General features: G+C 46.3%; 18 protein-coding genes and 1 tRNA gene. 11 read left to right on the top strand and 8 right to left on the bottom strand.

The annotated features are described in order from the left end of the window. Nucleotides 1-17: 17 nt before the first annotated feature. On the bottom strand, nt 18-821 hold the full coding sequence (locus E4N69_RS07705; protein ID WP_253823466.1) for a cytochrome c biogenesis CcdA family protein: 804 nt from the start codon (nt 819-821) through the stop codon (nt 18-20). Continuing rightward, the gene (locus E4N69_RS07700; protein WP_162663756.1) at nt 814-1,455 is read right to left on the bottom strand and encodes a TlpA family protein disulfide reductase; all 642 of its coding nucleotides are present in this window, start codon (nt 1,453-1,455) and stop codon (nt 814-816) included. Before E4N69_RS07700 ends, E4N69_RS07705 begins: the two co-directional genes overlap by 8 nt. Nucleotides 1,456-1,821: 366 nt before the next feature. Here E4N69_RS07700 and E4N69_RS07695 point away from each other — a divergent pair. The 6 genes from E4N69_RS07695 to E4N69_RS07670 all read left to right on the top strand — a co-directional run bounded on the left by E4N69_RS07695 (nt 1,822) and on the right by E4N69_RS07670 (nt 10,912). Continuing rightward, a tRNA-Arg gene (locus E4N69_RS07695) sits at nt 1,822-1,895 on the top strand. Between the two features lie 228 nt (nt 1,896-2,123). Continuing rightward, nucleotides 2,124-8,282: an alpha-2-macroglobulin family protein gene (locus E4N69_RS07690; RefSeq protein ID WP_253823465.1), complete on the top strand. Its 6,159-nt coding sequence runs from the start codon at nt 2,124-2,126 to the stop codon at nt 8,280-8,282. Nucleotides 8,283-8,356: 74 nt separating this feature from the next. After that, nucleotides 8,357-9,970, top strand: a complete 1,614-nt coding sequence (locus E4N69_RS07685; protein WP_253823464.1) for an ATP-binding protein — start codon at nt 8,357-8,359, stop codon at nt 9,968-9,970. Between the two features lie 20 nt (nt 9,971-9,990). After that, complete coding sequence (locus tag E4N69_RS07680) at nt 9,991-10,224, top strand: DUF3791 domain-containing protein (RefSeq protein WP_044016858.1); 234 nt, start codon at nt 9,991-9,993, stop codon at nt 10,222-10,224. Beyond that, entirely contained in the window at nt 10,206-10,706 is a 501-nt protein-coding gene (locus E4N69_RS07675; RefSeq protein WP_253823463.1) for a DUF3990 domain-containing protein, read from the top strand. The genes E4N69_RS07680 and E4N69_RS07675 overlap by 19 nt, the downstream gene beginning before the upstream one ends. Further along, nucleotides 10,700-10,912 carry a DUF3791 domain-containing protein gene (locus E4N69_RS07670; RefSeq protein ID WP_253823462.1) on the top strand — a complete coding sequence of 71 codons (213 nt, stop codon included), beginning with the start codon at nt 10,700-10,702 and terminating at the stop codon, nt 10,910-10,912. The genes E4N69_RS07675 and E4N69_RS07670 overlap by 7 nt, the downstream gene beginning before the upstream one ends. A 55-nt stretch (nt 10,913-10,967) precedes the next feature. Here E4N69_RS07670 and E4N69_RS07665 read toward each other — a convergent pair whose 3' ends face one another. The 5 genes from E4N69_RS07665 to E4N69_RS07645 all read right to left on the bottom strand — a co-directional run bounded on the left by E4N69_RS07665 (nt 10,968) and on the right by E4N69_RS07645 (nt 15,015). Then, a complete protein-coding gene (locus E4N69_RS07665) occupies nt 10,968-11,171 on the bottom strand; it encodes a YkvA family protein (protein WP_253823461.1) in 204 nt (67 codons plus the stop codon). A 13-nt stretch (nt 11,172-11,184) separates the two neighbouring features. Further along, the gene (locus E4N69_RS07660) at nt 11,185-12,981 is read right to left on the bottom strand and encodes an SAP domain-containing protein (protein ID WP_253823460.1); all 1,797 of its coding nucleotides are present in this window, start codon (nt 12,979-12,981) and stop codon (nt 11,185-11,187) included. Nucleotides 12,982-13,108: 127 nt separating this feature from the next. Next, nucleotides 13,109-13,276 carry a hypothetical protein gene (locus E4N69_RS07655; RefSeq protein WP_162663746.1) on the bottom strand — a complete coding sequence of 56 codons (168 nt, stop codon included), beginning with the start codon at nt 13,274-13,276 and terminating at the stop codon, nt 13,109-13,111. 339 nt (nt 13,277-13,615) lie between these two features. Next, nucleotides 13,616-13,786, bottom strand: coding sequence for a hypothetical protein (locus tag E4N69_RS07650; protein ID WP_253823459.1), 171 nt, complete (start codon nt 13,784-13,786; stop codon nt 13,616-13,618). Between the two features lie 32 nt (nt 13,787-13,818). Beyond that, a complete protein-coding gene (locus E4N69_RS07645; RefSeq protein WP_253823458.1) occupies nt 13,819-15,015 on the bottom strand; it encodes a leucine-rich repeat protein in 1,197 nt (398 codons plus the stop codon). A 107-nt stretch (nt 15,016-15,122) separates the two neighbouring features. On the opposite strand from E4N69_RS07645, the gene E4N69_RS07640 reads away from it, so the two are divergent. The 5 genes from E4N69_RS07640 (at nt 15,123) to E4N69_RS07620 (ending at nt 21,492) form a co-directional block, all read left to right on the top strand. Beyond that, nucleotides 15,123-15,311, top strand: coding sequence for a hypothetical protein (locus E4N69_RS07640; RefSeq protein WP_253823457.1), 189 nt, complete (start codon nt 15,123-15,125; stop codon nt 15,309-15,311). 380 nt (nt 15,312-15,691) lie between these two features. Then, nucleotides 15,692-17,071, top strand: a complete 1,380-nt coding sequence (locus tag E4N69_RS07635; protein ID WP_253823456.1) for an MFS transporter — start codon at nt 15,692-15,694, stop codon at nt 17,069-17,071. Further along, on the top strand, nt 17,068-18,912 hold the full coding sequence (locus tag E4N69_RS07630) for a glycoside hydrolase family 2 protein (RefSeq protein ID WP_253823455.1): 1,845 nt from the start codon (nt 17,068-17,070) through the stop codon (nt 18,910-18,912). Before E4N69_RS07635 ends, E4N69_RS07630 begins: the two co-directional genes overlap by 4 nt. 235 nt (nt 18,913-19,147) lie before the next feature. Next, nucleotides 19,148-19,714, top strand: a complete 567-nt coding sequence (locus tag E4N69_RS07625; protein ID WP_162663740.1) for a redoxin domain-containing protein — start codon at nt 19,148-19,150, stop codon at nt 19,712-19,714. Between the two features lie 473 nt (nt 19,715-20,187). Next, complete coding sequence (locus E4N69_RS07620; RefSeq protein ID WP_253823454.1) at nt 20,188-21,492, top strand: OmpA family protein; 1,305 nt, start codon at nt 20,188-20,190, stop codon at nt 21,490-21,492. 27 nt (nt 21,493-21,519) lie between these two features. Here E4N69_RS07620 and E4N69_RS07615 read toward each other — a convergent pair whose 3' ends face one another. After that, nucleotides 21,520-22,236 carry a tRNA threonylcarbamoyladenosine dehydratase gene (locus tag E4N69_RS07615; protein ID WP_371922381.1) on the bottom strand — a complete coding sequence of 239 codons (717 nt, stop codon included), beginning with the start codon at nt 22,234-22,236 and terminating at the stop codon, nt 21,520-21,522. Nucleotides 22,237-22,239: the final 3 nt, after the last annotated feature.

The raw sequence follows: 22,239 nt of genomic DNA, 5'->3' as shown, positions 1-22,239 counted from the left end.
GGCTTTCAGTAGTTTTCCTATACCCCTTGGAATTGCAGCCAGCGGGCAAGTGCTCCGGCAATAGTGCTGAATGGGGGAGTTCCAGTCTCGGCATACTCTTCGAGTGCATACCCTATCTTTACAAAGAAGGTTGTAATGCTCGCCAAACCGGCGGTTACCATCAATATACCGAAAAAGATGATCAGCACTCCGGCTGTTATCTTAACCCCGCGCATATGCCGCTTGAACCACTGTAGCACCGGCTCAGCTTTATCAAAAAACAGCCCTACCAGCAAGAAAGGAATGCCGAGTCCGAGCGAATACGCCCCGAGCAAAAAGGTTGCTTTTACGATATTGCCCGCTTGAGCCGCAAAGAGCAGAATCGACGACAATATCGGCCCGATACAAGGGCTCCATCCGGCGGCGAACAGCATACCGAAGAGAAACGCCTTTGAAAAACTTGCGGCAGTACTCGGCGCCTGTGCTTTTATCTCCCCGCGTAAAAACGGGATAAAATCGAAAAGCATATTCAGGCCGAGAATTATGACAACAACTCCCGCAATCCGCATAATGACGCGGGGGGCGGAACTGCCGATAAAACGGGCGCCTGTTCCGAATAGGATCGCAAGCAGTACAAATACTACTGTAAATCCCAGCACAAAGCTGATGCTGCGCAGAAAAAGGCGCATACGGCCGTTGTTGCCTTCGCGGATTTGGGCAAGCGATTCACCGGAGATGAACGAAAGATAGACGGGAATAAGCGGCAATACGCAGGGGCTCAAAAATGAAAGCAGTCCTGCAAAAAAGGCTCCGAATAAACCGGGAAGAGACGCACTACCCATCGGCTAATTCCTTAAGCAGTTTTATCAATTCTGCTTGGTCATACTCCATCGCTCCGATACGTGCGGCAATAACCTTTCCCTCTTTATTAACGAGGTAGGTCGACGGAAGTCCGCGCGCAGCAAATATGGACGATAACTGGTTTGATTCATCCAAATAGATGGGGAATGTATATTTATTTTTTTCGATAAAAGATGTGACTTGCGAACGATGCTCACCGGCATTGACAGCAATAATTCGGAAATTTGTACCGTCCATCTGCTTATATAAGCGCTCGATGGAGGGCATTTCCGCACGGCACGGCGGGCACCACGTCGCCCAAAAATTGAGGAGTGTGATTTTACCGGTAAAATCGTCCACTTTGATAGGATCGCCTGCAAGCGCAGGTATCGGTGCGGTTATAGGCAGATCAATCGGTGTGTCGTAAACGTAAAACCCGAGCGAACTCAGCGCTGCGACCGGATCAGCATTGGTTTGTCGATCGGCAGAAGTCTGCATTGTCGTAGAAGCGGTAGCAGTTGGCTGTACTCCCGAATTCGGTGTTGCTGCCGGGTTGGCAGTCTGCGCTTGTTTAGCGGAACAACCGAGCACAAAAAGGTTAAAAACGAAACATAAAGATACTATTCTGATTTTCATGCAAACAAAATAGTATATTTCCGACAGGAAGTCAAATATTCGGAATGATTTTTAATTAAATAATTTAATAGCAGGGCAAATGCATTAGGTAGAGTAGAGCAAAAGTGTAAAATAATTGGGACTACTAGAAACAGTTTGATGCGTTTGCACGATAGGTTCCTTAAAATTCAACAGTCGAACAAAATATCAATTTTTGAGACCGTTGAATTCGTGCGCGATAGCGCACACGTCAATAAGCGATGTTTGCGTAAGCAAACTCGTAGCGTTTTTCAGCCGCGCTATTTTAGCGGCTGAAAATAAACCTTGACTTTTTTTCACTCCTATTGTATACATATAGCATATTTGCAGTGAACACTGCGAGTTCAAGAGATCGTAGCTCATTTGGATAGAGCAACTGCCTTCTAAGCAGTAGGTGGCGGGTTCGAATCCCGCCGGTCTCATCTTATCATCCCGCCGGCTTCCGATAGCAAAGATACTTCATATTATCTTTTTTACCTTTCATCTGCACAAATAATCAACTCAAAATTTTCTTTTGTACGAAATTTTCTTTGATCTAGTCCTGAAATATCATGTTGTATATTCAGCGTCGCTCTTGTATACTATTAGGAGCATCTATAGCCCGTGAGTTTTTAGATGCTCCAGCTGTTATTAGTTGATGGAGCCCAATAATGAGAAAATCCGGTATTGTTTTAATGATTATAACCCTGGCAGCCCTTATCGCCGGCTGCGGCAAAGGTTCAAGTTCGGGCGATGCGAATCAAAAAGCGTATATCGCAAAGCTGCAAGAACAGACGCAGCGCAAGTACAATGATCCGAATATTTCGGACTTTGAAAAGCAGTTTTTACCGCAGTATGCGATAGAAACGCCCGAACCCGAACAGAACTCCAAGATACCGGCGTTTAAAGCGCCCGCGCCGCAATCATCGGCAAAAGATGTCTCGGTTATTCCCGGAGTACGGGCGCTTACCGCATACAAAACCTCCTATACGCCTCAATTGACGGCAGAGACCGGCGAGCAAACCAAAGGCATAGCGGAAACCATCGATCTCCCGCAGAGCGGAGCGCTCACGGTTGCCGATTGGGGACCGAAAGGCAAGATTCCCGCGGCGGTAACCTCGCCGTCCTTTTATGTCGTGTTCTCGCTGCCGGTTAAGGCAATCGGCGCCCTCGGCAAACCGGAAACGGAGTCTCCATACCTATCGATTAGTCCTGCCGTAAAAGGCATATTCCGCTGGTACGGCTCGCGGTACCTTGCTTTTGAACCTGCAGAAAGCCTTAAACCCGGACAGAAATACACGATAACCGTTAAAGACAGCGTACAAGCGCTCAACGGAAAACAAATAGAAGGGAAAAGACAGTTCACCGTTACCAGCGAAGTGCTCCGAATCACCTATTCCCAACCCGGCTATATGCTGCGGAAAAACTCCGACCGGTGGATACCCATCAATACCGACAACCTGATTCCGGAAGCGGCAAACGATGTACAGCTCCGCTTCAATTATCCTGTACAGCCTGCCGAACTGCAATCGATTCTTTCCGTATCGGTACAGGAAGCAGGGAAACAAGCGGTTCCATACCGTCATACCGTTACCCGCCCCGAAGGAGAAAACGACTTCAACGTATTGGTGAATATCAACGGCAAAATCCCCTTTAATGCAACGGTTACCGTAGCGGCAAAACGCCCGGACGGCTCCCTCACTACGGCACAATACCATACGCTCAAGCCGTTTACCTGTAAAGGCGCATCGGTTTATCATAGCGACTACGGCTATACAAACCCGATAGCACTCCGATTCTCCCATCCGGTGGATAAAAAGACCGTACTCAACAATATTTCCATAAAACCGGCGCTCACATTCGGTGAAAAAAATATCGAAGTGCACAATGCAACATCGTACTATTCAACCGTGCTGATTCACGGCTTGCCGGTCGCACCCCAAGAAACATACACCGTTACCGTACAAAACGGCATAAAGGATACCTACGGCAGAGCTCTTGCCTCCGCTGCATCCTATACGGTTACCGTTCCCGATGCACCGAGTTTTGTGCAATATACCGATACGGGACATCTGATGTTGGAAGCAGCGTATCCGCATAAATACCTCTTTGAATATCAAAATATTCTTTCCCCGTCGAGCTATGCAATCGCAAAAACCGACAACCCGCTTGATCTGGACTCATGGGGAGAGGCATACGACCGTTCAAAGGCAAAGACCTTAGATGCTTCCGTACGGAATAAACGGCTGTTTGAACTCGCCGACCTTGACCCCTACCTTGAAAACGGCAAGGGTTTTGTCTGTATCGATTCGGAAGTAACGTTGCCGCCCTATTCTCAGCGGGATAAAAAGCCGCGCGTCAACCGCCAAACCTCGACTGTGCAGGTAACGGACCTCGGCATTACCGTCCGTTCCGCACTCAATAAAACCGTCGTGCTGGTTTCCAAACTGTCAACGGGAGAACCTGTGGAAGGTGCTTCAGTGTACCTGTACGACGCGGAAACCGATAAGGATGAAGCGGTCAGCCCCGAAGAAGGTGCACAAAATCCCTTTGCCTCCGGCACCACCGATAAAGAAGGAATTGCCGTCCTTCCCTACGGAAGCAAAAGTATCCGCTTTTTCCGCAATGCAGGGAATTATGCTGCCGTATTTGTAGAAAAAGACGGAGATAAAGCTGTTTTTTATCCGCATACCCACAGTCCGTGGCGCTTCGATGTGTACGCAGCAAATCCGCAAGAGATTGCAGAAACACACCAGCGGACATTCCTCTTTTCGGACAGAGGGCTGTATAAACCCGGAGAAACGGTTTCGTTCAGAGGTATCGACCGCACACAAACATTCAATACCTTCGCGCCGTACGAGGGGCAGTACACCGTTACGTTATCGGGTTATTCATCGGAAGGAGATGAGGTCGAAGTTGCAGAGCAAGAAGGCGCCTGTACCGATTCGGGGAGCTTTTGGGGAGCATTCGACTTACCGGAAGATTTAGCGCCCGGCTCCTACAGCCTGACCTACCGGCGGACTGACGACGATAACAACAGCGGAGCACAGGAATGTCCCATCACCGTTGCGTATTTTGAAAAGCTGAAATTTCAGGCGGAAGTAACTATGCCGCAACAGCCGGTCATTATGGGAGATACTATCAAAGCGGCGGTATCCGCCTCGTACCTTTCGGGCGGAGGGCTTGGCAAGGCTGCATATAGCGGAAGCTGGATGCGGCAAGGCGCCTCTTTCAGCCCTCACCATGCGGCATTAAAGGACTATCGGTTCGGAGTAGAAGGCTATGGCATCGATCATGTTGCATCGTTTTCCGGAAAACTGTCGAACACGGGTACGGCGGAACTTTCCTGCCAAGCGGCGGCTTCGGAAGGCATTATCGGTCTCCCCTATCGCTACAGTACCGAGGTTTCGATAACCGACATCAGCAATCAGCAAATTTCCGCGCGAAATACCGTTATGGTGCATCCGGCAGCGCTCTACATCGGGCTTGCACGGCCTGAAAACCTTACCGGCTTTGCGCAAAAGGGACAAAAGCTCACCTTCCCGTTCATCCTCGCCTCCCCCGACGGCAATCCGCTTGGCGACACCAAACCGGCCGCGGGAGATTTTACCGTTGAGCTGATCAGGGAAAACTGGAAGCTCGTACAGGAGCGCGGTTCGGGCGGCAGCATTTACTCAAACTACGAAAAAGAAAACATCACCGAGCATACGGCAACCGTGAAACCCGCTGCAAAGGGAACGGTGCAGGTAACGCCGAAAAATGCCGGTTCATATATTCTGAGTATGAGCGGAACCGATACCGCAGGGCGCACCTTCAAAACCGATTACCGCTTCTATGTTACCGGATCGGGCGCGAGCTTTTGGGATCGCGATTATGAAGATGCCGTGCGCCTAACGCCCGACCAATCGCTGTACAACCCCGGCGACACCGCCCGCATTTTGATGCAAAGCCCGCTCCCTGCGGGAAGATACCTCATCACGGTAGAGCGCGAAGGTATTTTTACGGAAGAAATCCGCGAACTCGACGGAAATACTCAAGTTTTGGAAATTCCCGTCGCAAGCAACTATATTCCCGTGGTGTATGTCGCGGTGTCGTCCTATTCGGTACGGACAAAGGAGCCGCAGCACAAGCACGGTGAACTTGACCTTGATAAGCCGAAAGGCATTTTCGGTATGACGCCGATCTTTGTAAATGCCCGCGTCAAAGCATTCTCCGTCGAACTCGCCGCGGATAAGTCCGTGTACAAGCCCGGAGAGGAAGCAACCGTTACACTGACGGCGACAAGAGGCGGTAAGCCTTTGGCCAATGCGGAACTCACCCTGCTTGCCGTAGACCGCGGCGTCCTCGATTTAATAGACTATCACGTGCCCAATCCGCTCGACTTCTTCTATGATCCCGGCAATTTCCAGCTCGGTGTTACCGGTGGAGATTCCCGCGCGTGGCTGATGGATCCCGTTATGGAAGAAGCGAAAACCCTTGCAGGCGGCGATTCGGACGGCGGCAAAGGGGATGATGAAGCGGAACGCAGCAACTTTAACCCGACCGCGGTGTTCATTCCTATCTTAAAGACGGATTCAAACGGTAAGGTAACGGCAACCTTTAAGCTACCGGATACGCTGACCAGCTACCGGCTTACCGCCGTCGGAGCACATACCGACCTTTTTGCCCTGCACGAAGAAGAGATTACCGTGCAGAACACCGTCAACATTCTGCCGGTTATGCCCCGCCGCCTCCGCGAACGGGATACGACAGAATGCGGCGTCCTCATTTCCAATGTGGATACCCGCGCTCATAGCATTACGATACGCGCCTCAGTCCGTGAACCCGGCTCGCAGGATGATTCCGCTGCCGATGCACAGGGCGGTAAGCAAGGCAGCGCGGGAAATGCCGCCGGTCAAAAAAATGGACAGGGGCAAGATACCTCTACAGTCGGCATACCGCACCGCGGAGCCGCCTTTATCGACGGGGAGACAACGCATACGGTTACCGTTGCAGGCGGACAGCAGGCGGCGGTCTACTTTGACATTGCAGCGGTAAAGGCGGGCACGGTAGAGGCGGTGTTTACCGTTTCTTCCGATGCGCTCCAAGAAAAACTGATTCAGCCGCTCGTTATCGAACGCCCCTTTGTCTTTGAAACCGTAACTTCAACCGGCGCTATCGCAAAAGATGAAAACGAAGCAGCCGAGGGGCTGATCATTCCGTCTATGGCAGATGAAAATACCGGCTCGCTCAGTCTGACGCTGGATTCAAGCGGACTCGGCGCGCTGTCATCAGCTATTGATTACGTATTTGACTATCCGTTCCTCTGCATGGAACAGCAGTCCGCCCGCATTCTACCGCTCGTCCTGTTTGAAAACTACATCGACGTATTCTCGCTTAAAAGTAAGGTACCGAATGTCCGGCACACGGTCAAAAAAACGATGGCGGCATGGGCGCGGGAACAAACGTCCGAAGGCGGCTTCCCCTACTGGCCGGGCGGCTGGTACACGGACTTTTATGTCAGTTTACGGATTGCGCATATCTGCGCCGCCGCACAGCAGCGCGGATACAGCCAAGATGATATTGCCGTCAATACCAAAAAACTGACCGACTATATTCGCTCGCAGCTGCTTGCAAAGAGGAATGCACTCTCGCCGTACTTACAAGCCTACGCCTGCTTTGTACTGGCAATGAACAACGCCGGTTTTGATGAGAGCATTTTGACAGCAGTTCAGGCACGTGTCATTCCTCAACTGGAAGACTACACCGCGCAGCCGAATGATCTTGCAGCCCTTGCATTGCTAAGCTTAACCTACACGCAGCGGAACCGCGCCGGAGATGCAGCGAAGGCGGCGAAGTGCACGGAACGGATTATAAACTCCTGCCGCTTTACCACCCGCAGCGTATCGCTCGCGGTACCGCCGTTACAAGGCTACCGCTTCTGGTACGGAAACGACCTTTCCCTCGACTTGGCGCTTATTCTGCAAAGCTTGGTAAAAGCGGCGCCCGACCATAGCCGCGAGGATGCGGTACGGGCAGTGCTGTACACCCTGCTCCAGCGTCAAAAAGGCGGCTATTGGCAAAATACGGCAACTACCGCTCACGTGTTGGAAGCAGTGTACGAATATATTCAGTATGCACAGCTTGATGCTACCGACCTCACCGCTGCGGCATCGCTGCCCGGCGGAGACTTGCTCACCGCGGCGTTCAAAGGAGCGGCAGCAAAACCGGCTTTCCAAATGTTCTCCTTTAAAGAACAGCCGGTGTCGGGAGCAAAGCGGGATACCCTGCTGCCGCTCCGCTTTACCAAAACCGGTACGGGACAGCTCTACTACACTGCCTCGCTTGCGTATGCACTGCCGCAGGAACGCCAAAAGCCGCGCGACGAGGGGCTCGGTGTTTCCTGTACTATCCGCGACATCGCCGCAGATAAAATCGTAACGCCGGATTCGGAGAACAGCTCGATGATCACCCTCGAAAGCGGCAAAACCTACGAAATGGCAATCCGCCTCTCGTCGGGAAAGGACTATACGTTTGTCGCACTGCGGGCACCCATTCCGTCAGGCGCGGAAATTTTAGACGCAGCCTTCGTTACCACCGCATCAAACGATTACGAGGAAAAAGATACGGAAGAGTCGTGGACTGATTGGCGCGATCCAAGTAATCAACAGATATACGACAACGAAGTTCAGTATTTCTGGAACAGTTGGGACAAAGGCGGCACCACGGTACGCTTTAAATTCCGTGCAGCCCGCCGCGGTGTATTTCCCTGCCCGCCGGCAACCGCCGAGTGTATGTACGAAAACGAAATCTTCGGACGAAACGGCGGAATGCTGTATGTGATTAAGTGATGGATATACCGGCAGGATAAACGTATCAGACTGAGTAAATTGCGGAACGGCAATAACCGTGCTATAATACCAGTATGAACTTTTCACGAAAACTGCCGGTCGGCATACAGAGCTTTAAGGTCTTACGGAATGACCGCTATCTCTATGTAGACAAAACAGAGTATCTTGCGCGATTAGTAACCGGCGGTCGAGTCTATTTTCTCAGCCGCCCGCGCAGGTTTGGGAAAAGCCTTTTTCTTTCAACACTCGCAGCATATTTTCTTGGCCAAAAAGAACTGTTTAAAGGCCTGTATATTGAAAACGCCGAGGAAGAACAAGCGGAGTTCGAACAACGGGCAGCATGGGAAGCATATCCGGTATTGTATCTGGATTTTAATACGGGTAACTATATAGAATCTGATGAGCTCGGTATGAATCTGAATAGTCATCTTTGCAAATGGGAAAAACTATATGGGGTTGAACCATCCGAACAAAATTTTGCACTCCGTTTTGCCGGTATTATTACACGAGCCTGCCAACAAACCGGTAAGCAAGTCGTCATCCTCGTAGACGAGTACGATAAACCCTTGCTGCAAACCATGGGTATAAATGAAACACTCAATGAGCAATACCGCAATACCCTTAAAGCATTTTACTCCGTGATTAAAACCTGTGATCAATATATCCGTTTTGCCTTTTTAACTGGGGTAACAAAGTTCAGTAAAATCAGCATTTTCAGCGATTTGAATAATCTCCGCGATATATCGATGGAAAAACAATATGCCGGTCTCTGTGGTATCACACAAACAGAACTTGAAACGAACTTCCAGCCGGACATACAGGTACTTGCCGATGAGCAAAACCTCACGTATCAAGAAGCATTGGCAGCCTTAAAGCAGTGGTATGACGGCTACTTGTTCCACCCTGCAGGAGAAGGGATGTACAATCCCTATAGTGTACTCAGTGCATTAGTCAAAAAAGAAATTAAAAGCTACTGGTTCAGCACGGGAACTCCGACATTTTTAGTTAATTACCTCAAAGAAGCACACTATTATATTCCCGACCTGGATGGAAATGTTGAGTTGGATGAAGAAGGCTTACAAACGTATCGGGCTGTTGCACAAGATACATTACCGATTCTGTTTCAAGCAGGGTATTTGACGATTAAAGAATACATCAGCGATTTAAGACTCTACCGGCTTGGTTTTCCGAATGATGAGGTACGGTACGGCTTTTTGCATAATCTTTTACCGGCATACTCTGATGTACCGTTCGGGCAAACAGGGGTATGGGTAGGACGCTTTGTACAAGATATCCGCAAGGGCAATGTGGATGAGTTTATGGAACGGATGCAGTCGATTATCTCAAGCATACCGTATGATAACTTCACCGAAGAAAACATGAAGCTGCGGGAACAAAACTATCAAACGGCAGTGTATTTGATCTTTGCACTGATGGGGCAATTTGTACAAACGGAAGTACACTGCGCTACCGGGCGTGCGGACGCCGTGGTTATTACTGTCGATACTGTTTACATCTTCGAGTTTAAGCTCACCGGTAACGGCAGTGCGGAAGACGCACTCAATCAGATAAAAGAGAAAGAATATGCAGCAAAATATCAGGTAGACGATAAGAAGATTGTGCTGATTGGAAGTTCGTTTGACGAAGATGCACGCACGATAAGAGACTGGCAGATAGCTAATGGGTAATAATCGGTAATAGGTTACAAATGAGTGATCGAATTAAAAACGCGGATGAACTTGAATTTGCGATATTCTGTATAGAGAACCTTGCTATCCGCTTAAAAACGGATGCCGAGCATATCTATACGGCGCTCGCAGAGTCGAGCAGTTTTCTCTACGACTATATTGTTGCACATTATGATGTACTACATACTCAGGATAAGGAATACATCATCAATGATATACTTGAGGCGATGGATCAATGCGGGATAAAAGTATAATCGTGTATCACGGCTCTGATCGGATTATTGCTCAGCCTGATACCGAGCACTCGCGGCTTAGAGTTGATTTTGGCAAGGGATTTTATACCACACCGTTTTATGAGCAAGCAAAAAAGTGGTGCGAAAAATATACAACACGGCGGAAAAGCGGGATCATCTCATACTACGAACTTGATGTGTCTGTTTATAAAGAATGCGCTGTTCTCTCTTTTGAAGCCTATGCCGAAGCATGGCTTGATTTTATTTTGAAATGCAGAGCCGGTACTATGCCAAGTGATTATAATCGATATGATATAATTGAAGGTGGAATTGCAAATGATAAGGTATTTAATACGGTTGAACTTTTTTTTGACGGATTAATTGATAAAGCAGAAGCGCTAAAACGGCTGCAATACGAAAAACCGAATTGGCAGATATGCTTTAAAACGCAGTCCATTATTGATAAGTACTTACAGTACAAAGGATTTAAGAGCGTATGTTAGCCCATCCGGTTCTGCTGCAAAAAAAATATGCACGGGTTATCGCTCTGTATGCCGAAAAAGAGCATATCAGTTTAGATGCAGCCTTACAAAAATTCTATCATTCGGTAACATATAAATTGATGAAAAACGGCATTTCCGATATGCATTGCATGAGCGACGACTATCTTACGGAGGAATTGAAGGCGGAAGATATACACAAGAAGTAGTGAGCCGATTATCTTGCATCCATATAATCCTCCTAATATATTGTGCAAAAAGTTTTTAGTTCCCTGTTCTATTTTTATTCACGCTGTCTTTAAACCGATCCCGTATCGTCTTAATGGTAAAAGCTACGGCAGCCAGGATGGCAATTAGATCATCCATAAACCCCACAATCGGCATAATATCCGGGACGATGTCGAACGGCCAGATAAGATAGATAAGCGCTAAAATATCGGCCGCTATACAACAAATCATCTTTAACATAAAAATTTTCCCTTTAATTAATCTTTATCTTTCCGTCTTCCAACGCGCGGGCGAGCCGACCGATAAGATTTTTCTTTAAACCGGAAGAATCAAGTCCGTGCTCTTCAAGCAACGCGCGTATTTCGCCAATGGTCATTGCTTCGGTTATATCCCGCGCAATTTCTACATAGTCGATTTCTTCTTCCTCGCTACCGGTGGCGGGAACTGAAACTGAGGTAACAGCTGCCGCAACAGGTTGAGTAACCGGAATAGCTTGTACAGCATTACCGGCAGTATCTTGTGCAGCGGCAGCACCACTATCGTTGTTTGTAGGTGCCGGTCTTTCGGGTAATGCAATAACCGGAGTTGTAGAGGGAGCAGCGGACGCGGATGCTGTGCTGCCGAAGGGGTTTTCAAACGCTTGTTCCATTTCGCTCAAATGCTCTTTTAAAAAACTCAGAGTACGGTTTTGCAATAGTGCGGCGACGACGTAAAACAGTTGCTCAATTGCAGCAACGCATACATCGCCGGATTCTTCCAGTGCACCAGGAATCGCATCAAGTTGTTCATACGTCCATTCTTCTTTAATAAGCCCCGCACCGTTATCATTTTGAGCCCACTTATAAACGTATATATAGGCCGAAAAATCATCCAACGCTTTAAACACCGATTGCATTTCAGCGGCGAATTCTTTTTCCAGCCAGTGGATATTCGGTAAGAGCCATGCATCGGGATTAACATACCGTCCAGGAAACAGTTCAGCAGCTTTCCGGCAAAACATTTCTATAAAAGCATTATGGTTTTCCCTGAAAAAACTTTCCAACAGGTAAAGCGCAAGACGGACTTTAAGTTTTCCGAATCGAGCGGAATAGAAAATATCGTCAGAATAAAAATGCGCATAGGGTGATAGCACTTCATAGCTATAATACCATCGCCGTAAAAGAGCATAAACATAATCAGACGCGGTTGTAAATGAAGCTCTGCTTTCATTACTCCAGTCCAACAGCCTGTTATATACAAGCCCTGCCAGCTGTTCTCTTTTCTTTTTATTGTCTGAAACATCATCACCGTACTTATTCAGTAGAAGTTTGACGTTGATAATATCCATATACACGTTGATACCGGGTGATACGGCTTCTAGAGTCTTATGCTTTTCACCGGTAGGGAGAGCCGGAATCTGACGATTATATTGCGAAGAGGAATATCCATCTTCGGCCATTTCATAATCCGTATAATCGGCGCTAACCGTTTCATCCCGATTATTTTTTACTTCCTCCTTTGCTTCTTCATAAATTTCTTTCATATTCATATCGGAAGCGATATCGTTTGCCATGTTTTTTAACGTATCAATATCAACGCTGGTAGGATCAACCCCAGCGGAAAATATATTGGTCAATATCTTTAAATAGACGATACCGGAAGCTAAAGTCAGCGCATAACAAACGCCCCCTGCTATTGCCGATGCAGCAATATTTCCTAATCCCGGAATAAATGAAAAAACGGCATTCAGTACTAAAGAGCCTACCAGATAACCGGCAAGATTGGTGGCAATACCGGACGCTAAAGTTTTGAGAATACTTTTTGAAAATGTAAGGCCTATTTTACTGTTAATACGGCCGTACATTGTCCATATAAAACCGGCTGCAATTGCTGTTGCAGCGGCCCCTCCCGCACCGGGAACCCAGCCAGCTGCAACTCCGGCCGCAGCGGCTCCCTTTGAATGAAATTTGATAATATCCGCAATCTCCTGCGGCGTGCATGAATCAACACTACGATCCAAGTGTCGCATAGTAGTTAATAATTTTTGTGCAGCCATTACTATATCAATCATTTTTAGTTCCTTTGTGTAATCGTTCTTATTTCATATAACTGGAAACCTCTAAAAAACTGAGATTTTTAGAGGTTCCTAACTGTGCACTCAAGGTAGCGAGATTACGGCCGCTAACCTTAGTGCAGTACTATTTTTTATTCGTGTTCTTTGTATTTCTCATTGCCTCTTTTCGTTGCCGCTCTAGCATTGACCTCTCTATAGTATTTTGTAAGTTTTGTGCTACATGGGGATGCTTTTGAACATAGTCCACAGTCTTTTTAAGTCCTCCAAATAACAGGTCAAGAATACTATCCATAATTAAAACTCCTTTTTCGTAAGCCCTTTATGCTTACGAATATCAAATATATATAATCGTTCTTTTTTTCAATGAACGAACGATTCACAATGAACAACAAGGAATGAATATCTTTGTTTATTCTTTGGCCGCAAGTTTTTGCGCTTAAACACGTTTTTCCTAGCATTACCACCTTCCATGGCAGCAGGCAGTGTAACGATTTTTGCCGTTAGCCTTTTAAAAATAGGCGGTGTAGATACGAGGCGCGAGCACAAATTAACCGCAGGCGTATCTTTGATACGTTGAGGATTAATTTGTGCGCAGCAACGAAGTAGATGCCCGCATATTTTTAAAAGGAGACTACTGCTTTGCACAAGCAACTATCTTATACTTCTTCGTAGCCGTCGGCGGATGCGATGCCATAAATTTTTGACGCGCTTCCATCGTGGAGTTGGCGCTTACCGATAAACTCGCGTTTCCGGTAATCTTTCCGTTTTGAATGGTCTGGACGACTAGTTTGTACGTATTCATAAAAATACCTCCCTAAAAAACTCTCCCTATCCTTACGGGATTGGTTGGGTATCGTCGTATTCTTTTATTTTTTCACCAGGAAAATAACAACAGTCGCTAATCCCTTTATCGATGAGCCCTCCTATATAAGAACGGTATCCTGATGGAACATATACCATTTTTACACAGCTATCATAATTAGACTCTTTTGCTTTACGACCAAATGCAGATCCCCAGACTGTCTTTATCGTTCTAGGAAGATATATTGTTAAAGAGCGGCAATTCTCAAATGCTTGGCTATCAATACATTTAACATTTTGTGGTAACCGAACTTCTTCCAATGAATAACAGCCATAGAATGCATTTTCACCGATAGTTGTTAATGCATTTGCGGCTCCACCTTGCAGGGTAACTTTCTTCAGCTTTGTGCATCCTTTGCACATAGATTGTTCAATTGTTATTACGGTTCGAGGAAGCACGACTTCTGTTAGTTCGGTACAACTGGAAAAGGTATATCCTACGATAGTGGTAACCGGTACCCCATACATACTTTCAGGAATAACGATTCGTCCTTTTAATATTTCATTTTTCCGGGATTCATTTCCTTTATAAAAAAGTCCTCCATGCTCATTTACCCCAAAATACGGCAAAGCCGCACTCTTAAAACATGCCTTTACATATCGGTCGCCGGTTACCGTATAGGTTGCAGTCCCCTCGCTTGAGGCAGAGGTAAGCCCTTCCCAGCGGTCAAATACATAGCCGTCCTCCGGTACGGCAGTAAAGGTAACGGTGGAGCCGTAAGGCGCTGTGCCTCCGGTTGAAAGGTTATCTGAATCTCCTTCAACCATTGCGGAAATTGAACCGCCCTCGCTTGCATCAAATGTAATGGTGCATTGCCGTTTTACAAAAGCAACGGTAACGTTTACATTTTGTGTGATAATCAATTCAACAGCACCTGTTCCGGCTGCTGCATCGGTGCCAGTCCACGCGCCGACTGTGTACCCTTCTGCACTCTTCGGGTTTGCGATAAACCGTACTTTTGTACCGGCTTTTACCTTCTCGTTGTTGGTTAAAGTCTTACCGTTCGCTGTTGCGGTGAGCGTGCCGCCCTCCGCGCCGGAAACTTGCAAGGTAACCGTGTAATATACTTCTGCCGGAGTGATTTTCGGCTTACAACCGGTAATACCGATCATCATCATACCGATAGCGACACACAATCGAAGCAGTGATGCTTGTTTTAAGAATTTCATTTTTCCCTCCAGAGATAAAAAAGATTACAATATGTCATAGCCGTAAAGCGCTTGCCGGTTTGCGGTTTGAACTTACAGCATAGGTGTGTGAGATGATACTGTTGCGTTTGAGTGATTCTGAACGGAATCCATTTAAGAATCTGATGTACGAAGAGGATCAGCCCGATAATCTCAACACTATACCGCTGATAGCGGATAGTACAGAAAAAAAAGCTCTGTACGTGGATATTTATAAAGAATCCTGTACATATAGCACGTATATCGGAGAAGAGAATATTAATAATAAAATCGTATAAGTTGTTACTATATAATAATTTATATGATTTTATGGGGGGGGGTATGGAAAAGAGGCTCGTGAGCGAATGATAGGCTATGTGTCATGGAGAACCTCCTTTTCAAAATAAACTATGAAATAATGTGGTAATTATAATCCCTGTAATAAAGCGCTGTCAAGCAAATTTTTATGTGTATCAAATTTTCATGTATGTAGTAACAAAGAGTATTCAAGCCGGCCAACAACCTCATCAAAGTTGATCAAGGATAGCAATTATCTTAAGTTTGCGTTACACTGATTTAGGTCTGTAATTTCTTTTGCGGTATTGTTTTTTCTTTCTAATCTAACCATACCACGAATTACAAACGTTTAACACTCCTTACTTTATCTTGGATAGATGTGATGAAAACTGAAAAAACACTTATCGGAACAAAACGGTTTTGGTTTTTAATGTGGGGCTTAGGTCTTGCGGGGCAGTTATGCTGGAATATCGAAAATCAATGGTTTAATACCTTTGTGTATGCAAAGATTGCAAAAGATTCCTCTATCGTAACGCTCATGGTTATTACCAGCGCTTTGGTCACAACATTCTCAACCTTCATATTCGGGACACTGTCGGATAGAATAGGTTCGAGAAGAAGATTTATCTCTATAGGCTACATCGTATGGGGATTGACGACGATTCTGTTCGGTCTTACCGAATTTGTGGGACACGGACAGGTCGGAACCGGAGCAAAGGCTTCAATCTGGGCAGCAGTCCTTGTTATTTTAGCCGATGATGTTATGAGCTTTTTCGGCTCTATGGGAAACGATTCGGGATACAATGCATGGAGCAATGACATGACTACCGATAAAAACCGTGGTCAAGTCGGAGCAGTGCTCGCAATTCAACCGATAATCGGCACCATCGTCGGCACCGTATTGGGCGGTTTGCTCATCGGCAGCGAAAATAACTATCAACGCTTGTTTTGGTCTATGGGTATCTTTGTCATCCTTGCAGGACTTCTCTCGCTTCTTCTATTAAAAGATTCTCCCGACTTAAAATCTTGCAAAACCGGTTCATTTTGGGAGCAATTGAGCTCAATCTTTAAAGCGGAGGGATTTTTTTCTCAAAAAGAATTGATGCTTGTGTGTATTACAACAGCGCTTTTTTTTGTCTCGTTCAATGTTTATTTTGTCCACATGGGAAACTGGATGATTTACCGCATGGGCTTTAACGCTGGGAACATGGGCATTATTCAAGGATTAAGTTTAATTGCCGCATCCCTGCCGGTGATTCCTGCAATCGGGATTATCAATAAGAAGCGTACTCCGCAGCTTGCCTGTTTTGCAATCATTCTGAATATCGTCGGCTTATGCATTTTATCGCTCTTTGCAAAGCCCGCAGCTTTTAACACGGAAACGGTATTCTGCGTGCAAAACATTCCGCTGTTCCTTTCCGTTTTCCTTGCAGGTGCAGGACAAATCCTTGTTACGCAATCGATGACCATCTGGGTTAAAGAACTCTATCCCGAAACCGCACGAGGTCAGTTTGAAGGTATCCGTATTCTCTTTTTCGTCCTCACCCCGATGATTATCGGAACCGTGATAGGCAACATCATTGTTAAAAACGGAGCAGGCTCCATCGCGAATGAATTCGGAATCATCGAAAATATTCCCGCAGAATCCATCTATCTGTGGGGAGCGATTCTAGCGGTAACGGCGCTTTTCCCGCTCTTTTTCGCATCGAAAATGTATAACCGGCGCAGAAACGATCGCCTTACCATCGAGACAATAACATGAGAAAAAACAAACCGATCAAACCTTTACTCACACCGTGGGGTGAAGCGCTCGACAAACAAAAGCCCTTAAACGATTATCCCCGTCCTCAGTTGGCGCGGAAAGAATGGCAGTGCTTAAACGGAGCATGGGACTACGCGATAACCGCCGATAAACAGATGCCTAAAATATGGGACGGAGAAATAATCGTACCGTTCTCTCCGGAAACAATCCTGTCAAATGTACAGCGGCAGTTGCTTCCGGGGGAGACGCTGTGGTACCGCAGAACATTCAACTTTGAACAATGCAAACTGGGAGAGCGGCTCCTGTTACATTTCGGAGCGGTAGATCAATACTGTACCGTCTATGTCAACGGTAAAGAAGCAGGTTCCCATTCGGGGGGATACTGGCCGTTCTCTTTTGACATCAGCAATTTTTTAAACGGTGATACAACGGAAATCATCATTGCAGTTACCGATGATACCGATACCGGTGATGAGGCCTACGGTAAGCAAACCTTAAACCGAGGAGAGATTTGGTACACGGGGCAAAGCGGTATTTGGCAAACCGTATGGTGCGAAAAAGTTCCCGACACTCATATCGAAAAGCTGACCATAACGCCTCATTATCAAACCGGTGAAGTTGAAATTTCGGTCTTTATTACCGGGGCCGATGCCGGCGGAAACAATGTAAACTCTTCGCATCGCCTTGATGATATATATGTTAAACGTGATGATGATATACGCATTAAAATCTTTGACTCCGGTTCTGTCATTGCAGAAGAAATACTCACAACCAATCCGCTGCGGATAAAAATGCCTGCCGATTTTAAGAGTTGGAGTCCCGAACATCCTTTCCTCTATGATGTGGAAATCCGTGCAGGAGAGGATACGGTAACTTCATACTTCGGTATGCGGGAATTCGGGATCATCAACGGCAAACACGGTCCCGTTCTCAGTCTAAACGGAGCGCCGATCTTTCATCACGGACTCTTGGATCAGGGATATTGGAGCGACGGAATGTATACGCCGCCTTCCGACGAGGCGATGATTTGGGAAATTAAAAAACTGAAAGATATGGGTTTTAATATGCTGAGAAAGCACATTAAAATAGAACCCCTCCGCTGGTACTACCATTGTGATAGGCTCGGAATGCTTGTCTGGCAGGATTTTGTCAGCGGCGGCGGCCCGTATAAACCGTTGGTCGTTCAATATGCACCGTGGCTCGGCTTCAATTTTAACGATACAAAAAACCGCTATGCCCTCCACGGACGCAAAAGCGAAAAGGGGCGGAATATATTTTTACGCGATGCCGAACGTACCATCGATTTACTGTACAATACGGTAAGCCTTTCGGTATGGGTTCCTTTTAATGAAGGGTGGGGACAATTCGAAGCAGCCTCAATGGCGGAATACGTCCATAAAAAAGATCCCACGAGGCTCATCGATCATGCAAGCGGCTATTTTGATCAAGGGGCCGGAGATTTCCACAGCTATCACATTTATTTTAAGTCCTTCCGCCCGAAGCCCGATCCGTTAAATCGGATCTTAGCCTTAACCGAATTCGGAGGGTTCAGCTTAGCTGTGAACGGTCATACCTCCTCCGATATTTTATACGGTTATAAAATCTTCAAAGATAGGCAATCTTTAAACGACGGTATCCGGAACCTCTATGAAACCGATGTATATCCGGCGATGAAAAAAGGATTGAGCGCTTCAATTTACACTCAAGTAAGCGATGTTGAAGATGAGGTAAACGGTATTTTTACTTATGACAGGAAAGAAACAAAATTGGATATGGACTTGAGCTTACAGGTTGCCGAAACGTTACATGAACTTTTCAAAAAAAACTACGCCGATAAGTAAAGGCCGTGTACGGGCAGCAGCACGATCTACGTGATTAAGTGATAAGTATGGCGATATCCCGGCAAGTTGAAATATCGCTTCTGCTCTAACCACCGCCTCCATGCCGGATGTATTAGCTATCAAAGTTTCTTTCGAAGATTCGCGTATCAACGTGTGCGTTTGCGTCGTACTAGACATTTAGCAGGTGTTTCACTATTATCGTAACGATTATCAATTCAAGTTATAGGAGCTTTTTATGGAAAATTTAATCGGAAAAAAGATTATTGATTTTACTTTGCCTGCTTATTGCAAGGGAAAGTTTACGACTGTGTCGAGTAAATCGTTGTTGGGTAATTGGGCTGTGTTTATGTTTTATCCCGCAGACTTTACATTTGTGTGTCCTACCGAGTTGGCCGATTTGGGTAAGCTGTATTCGGAATTCCAAGAGATTGGATGTAGAGTCTTTTCTGTTTCTACCGACAGCGAATTTGTGCATAAGGCATGGGCTGATGCGAGCGCGACAATCGGTGGCCTCCCTTATGAAATGATTGCTGATAAAGCCGGTATTTTTGCATCTTCTTTAGGCATCCTTGTACCTGAAACATGGGTTGCGCTCCGCGGCTCTTTTGTCGTCGATCCCGACGGTATCATTAAAGCTTATGAGGTACACGACACGAGTATCGGTCGCGATGCTTCCGAATTGCTGCGCAAGGTTCAGGCTGCTCAGTTTACTGCAGCACACGGTGATCAGGTATGCCCTGCCAAATGGCGCCCCGGCGAAAAAACGCTGTATCCTTCTATTGACTTAGTTGGAAAAATCTAAAAGCGGCTGCTTGCAAACCTCTAAAAACATCAAGCCTATCGGCTTGTTCTGTAAGGAAATGATTTATCATATCCGCTAAAGCGGATTGCGAATCAGGTTTTTAGAGGTTTTCCTTAGATTTACTTGCGATGTTTTAATTTAAGTCATTATAGTATAAAGACTTAAATTAAAACTCGTCGGGCATCTCTAAAAATCTAACCGAGTTTTTAGAGATGCCCTATATATAACGGGTGGTGACCATTCAATTCACCTGCACTGTCAGCTTTAATGCGAATGATAGGTGTTCATTATCCGGGGGGCTTGAAAAAGAAAAAACCCTGTAGGCAAAAGGAGGAAAAAATCCTACAGGGCAACTGTAAAGGAGGTACATTGAATACTCTTTGATAGTACGTATCGCAATATACACCACTTAAACAGACAAAAAAAGAAAGGTTACATATTTACAAAAAATTATGAAAATATTAGGGTACGGTATGCAATTACTTTTTTCTTTTTCCAGTACTATGAAGAGGCTTAAAAATTTTCCCCGGATGCATTTTTCACGCCTTCTCTTTTTGGGCGTTTTTTTTGTAATAGGAGGATTATCTCCGCTGTATGCCGAAATCTTCCGTTTCAACTTTAGGGATGGAGATACCTACCGGATCAATTCTACCGTTACTGAAGATGTGTACTTGAACGGGCAATTTGCGCATCAGGCTTATATCACCAACCGTGTTACCGTGGAAGTGTCGGATGTTCAACCGGCATCAAACGGAAAGCCTTCCTCCGCGCTTCATACCTGTACTTTTATGACAAGCGAGCAAAACAGCAACAGGACGTTCTCGTGGGGACGCGAATATCCGAGCGTATTTCGCCGAGATGAATTCGGTATTTACACTATCGATGAACAGTATTTTATGCCGGTGGTGCGGAATGTACCGGTTTTCCCTCAGCATGATGTAAAAATAGGGGAAAGTTGGCAGCACTCTGCAAGCGAAGCGCACGACCTGCGGGATAACTTTAATATTCAAAAACCTTTTGTCGTTCCTATCGACGTTACTTACACATACAAAGGTCTTGCCGCGCATGAAGGAAAAACCTATCAATTAATAGAAGTAAATTATGATCTTTATTATGATATTCCATTAAAAAATATCCAGAATAAAAGAAACGGAAGTGCAACATTGCCGATGCTGTATCCTGTCCGCACCATGGGCTATTCAAAACAGCGACTCTATTGGGATAGTAATGCAGGTATTCTTCCCTATTATGATGAAGTATTTACCATAATGATGGAGTTAAACACGGGGGCGGTAATAGAATATCGCGGTACCGCAAAGGCCGAAATTACGATGTTGCAGCGTATGAATAAAGAGGAAATAGCAGGAGTACTGGATAAAAACATCCGTGATATGGGGATTTCGAATACTACCGTAGAAAAAACCGATGAAGGAATTACCATCAGTCTTGAAAATATCCAATTTGAACCTGATTCTGCACGTCTTCTTCCAGCCGAAAAAGAAAAGATTGAAAAAATAGGAAAGTTATTGGGTGCATACCCTGATTATGAACTATTGATTTCGGGGCATACGGCATTAGCAGGTACGGCTGAAGCGAGGCAGATACTGTCTGAGCAGCGGGCAGCGGCTGTTGCAAATTATCTGGTAGAACTTGGGGTGAGAGAACAACACCATGTTTTTACACGCGGTTTCGGCGCAGAAAAACCGATTGCACCTAATACTACGGAAGCGAACCGAGCACGGAACCGCCGTGTTGAAATCACCGTGCTGGAAAAATAGCCGATACTTTCCGCACTGTCCTGTCGTTTAAGATTGTAATATCTGATTGAGTAGATCGCCTGCAAGCAGAATGCCGGCTGCGGCGGGTACCCATGAAACCGAGCTTGGCGGACGGCTGCGGACAGCAGGAACCTCCTTGGAATATAGCACCCGCAGCTTTTTTACTCCCCGTTTTTTTAGCAGTCCGCGCATGGTTTTACACAAGGGACAAACAGCAGTATCGTAAATGTCGGCAAATTGAAATAAATCTGCGCGGAGCTTATTCCCGCAACCCATTGCCGCTATGATTGGAATGCCGCGGTTTTCCGCCTCTGCCGCCAGTGCAACTTTAAGCGAAATCGTATCAACCGCATCGACAATACAATCGATGTCGGATAAGAAAGGTAAAAAAGAAAGAGAGCCGTCCGCATCGGGGAGAATGTGCTGCACGATCTGATGAACTGTACACGCCGGGTTTATATCGGCGATTCGCGCGGCAGCAGCAGCGGTTTTGTACTGTCCGATGGTAGATGTAAGCGCATAGAGCTGCCGGTTAAGGTTTGAAGGGCTTACCGTATCGCCGTCAACGAGATACAGTGTTCCGACGCCGGCGCGTGCAAGGGCTTCGACCGTATACCCGCCAACACCGCCGATACCGAATACTGCAACCCGCAATTTACGAAGCCGGTTAACACCTTCCGCCCCGATAAGCGCTTTGCTCCGGATAAACAGCGGGTCAGGCTCGTCCTGTACAGCCGTGCCGATATT

The organism is Treponema sp. OMZ 906, from assembly GCF_024181185.1.
In the GTDB taxonomy this organism is placed as follows: domain Bacteria; phylum Spirochaetota; class Spirochaetia; order Treponematales; family Treponemataceae; genus Treponema.
Note: the sequence above shows the minus strand (reverse complement) of the source record. Positions and strands in the feature narration are given on the sequence as shown.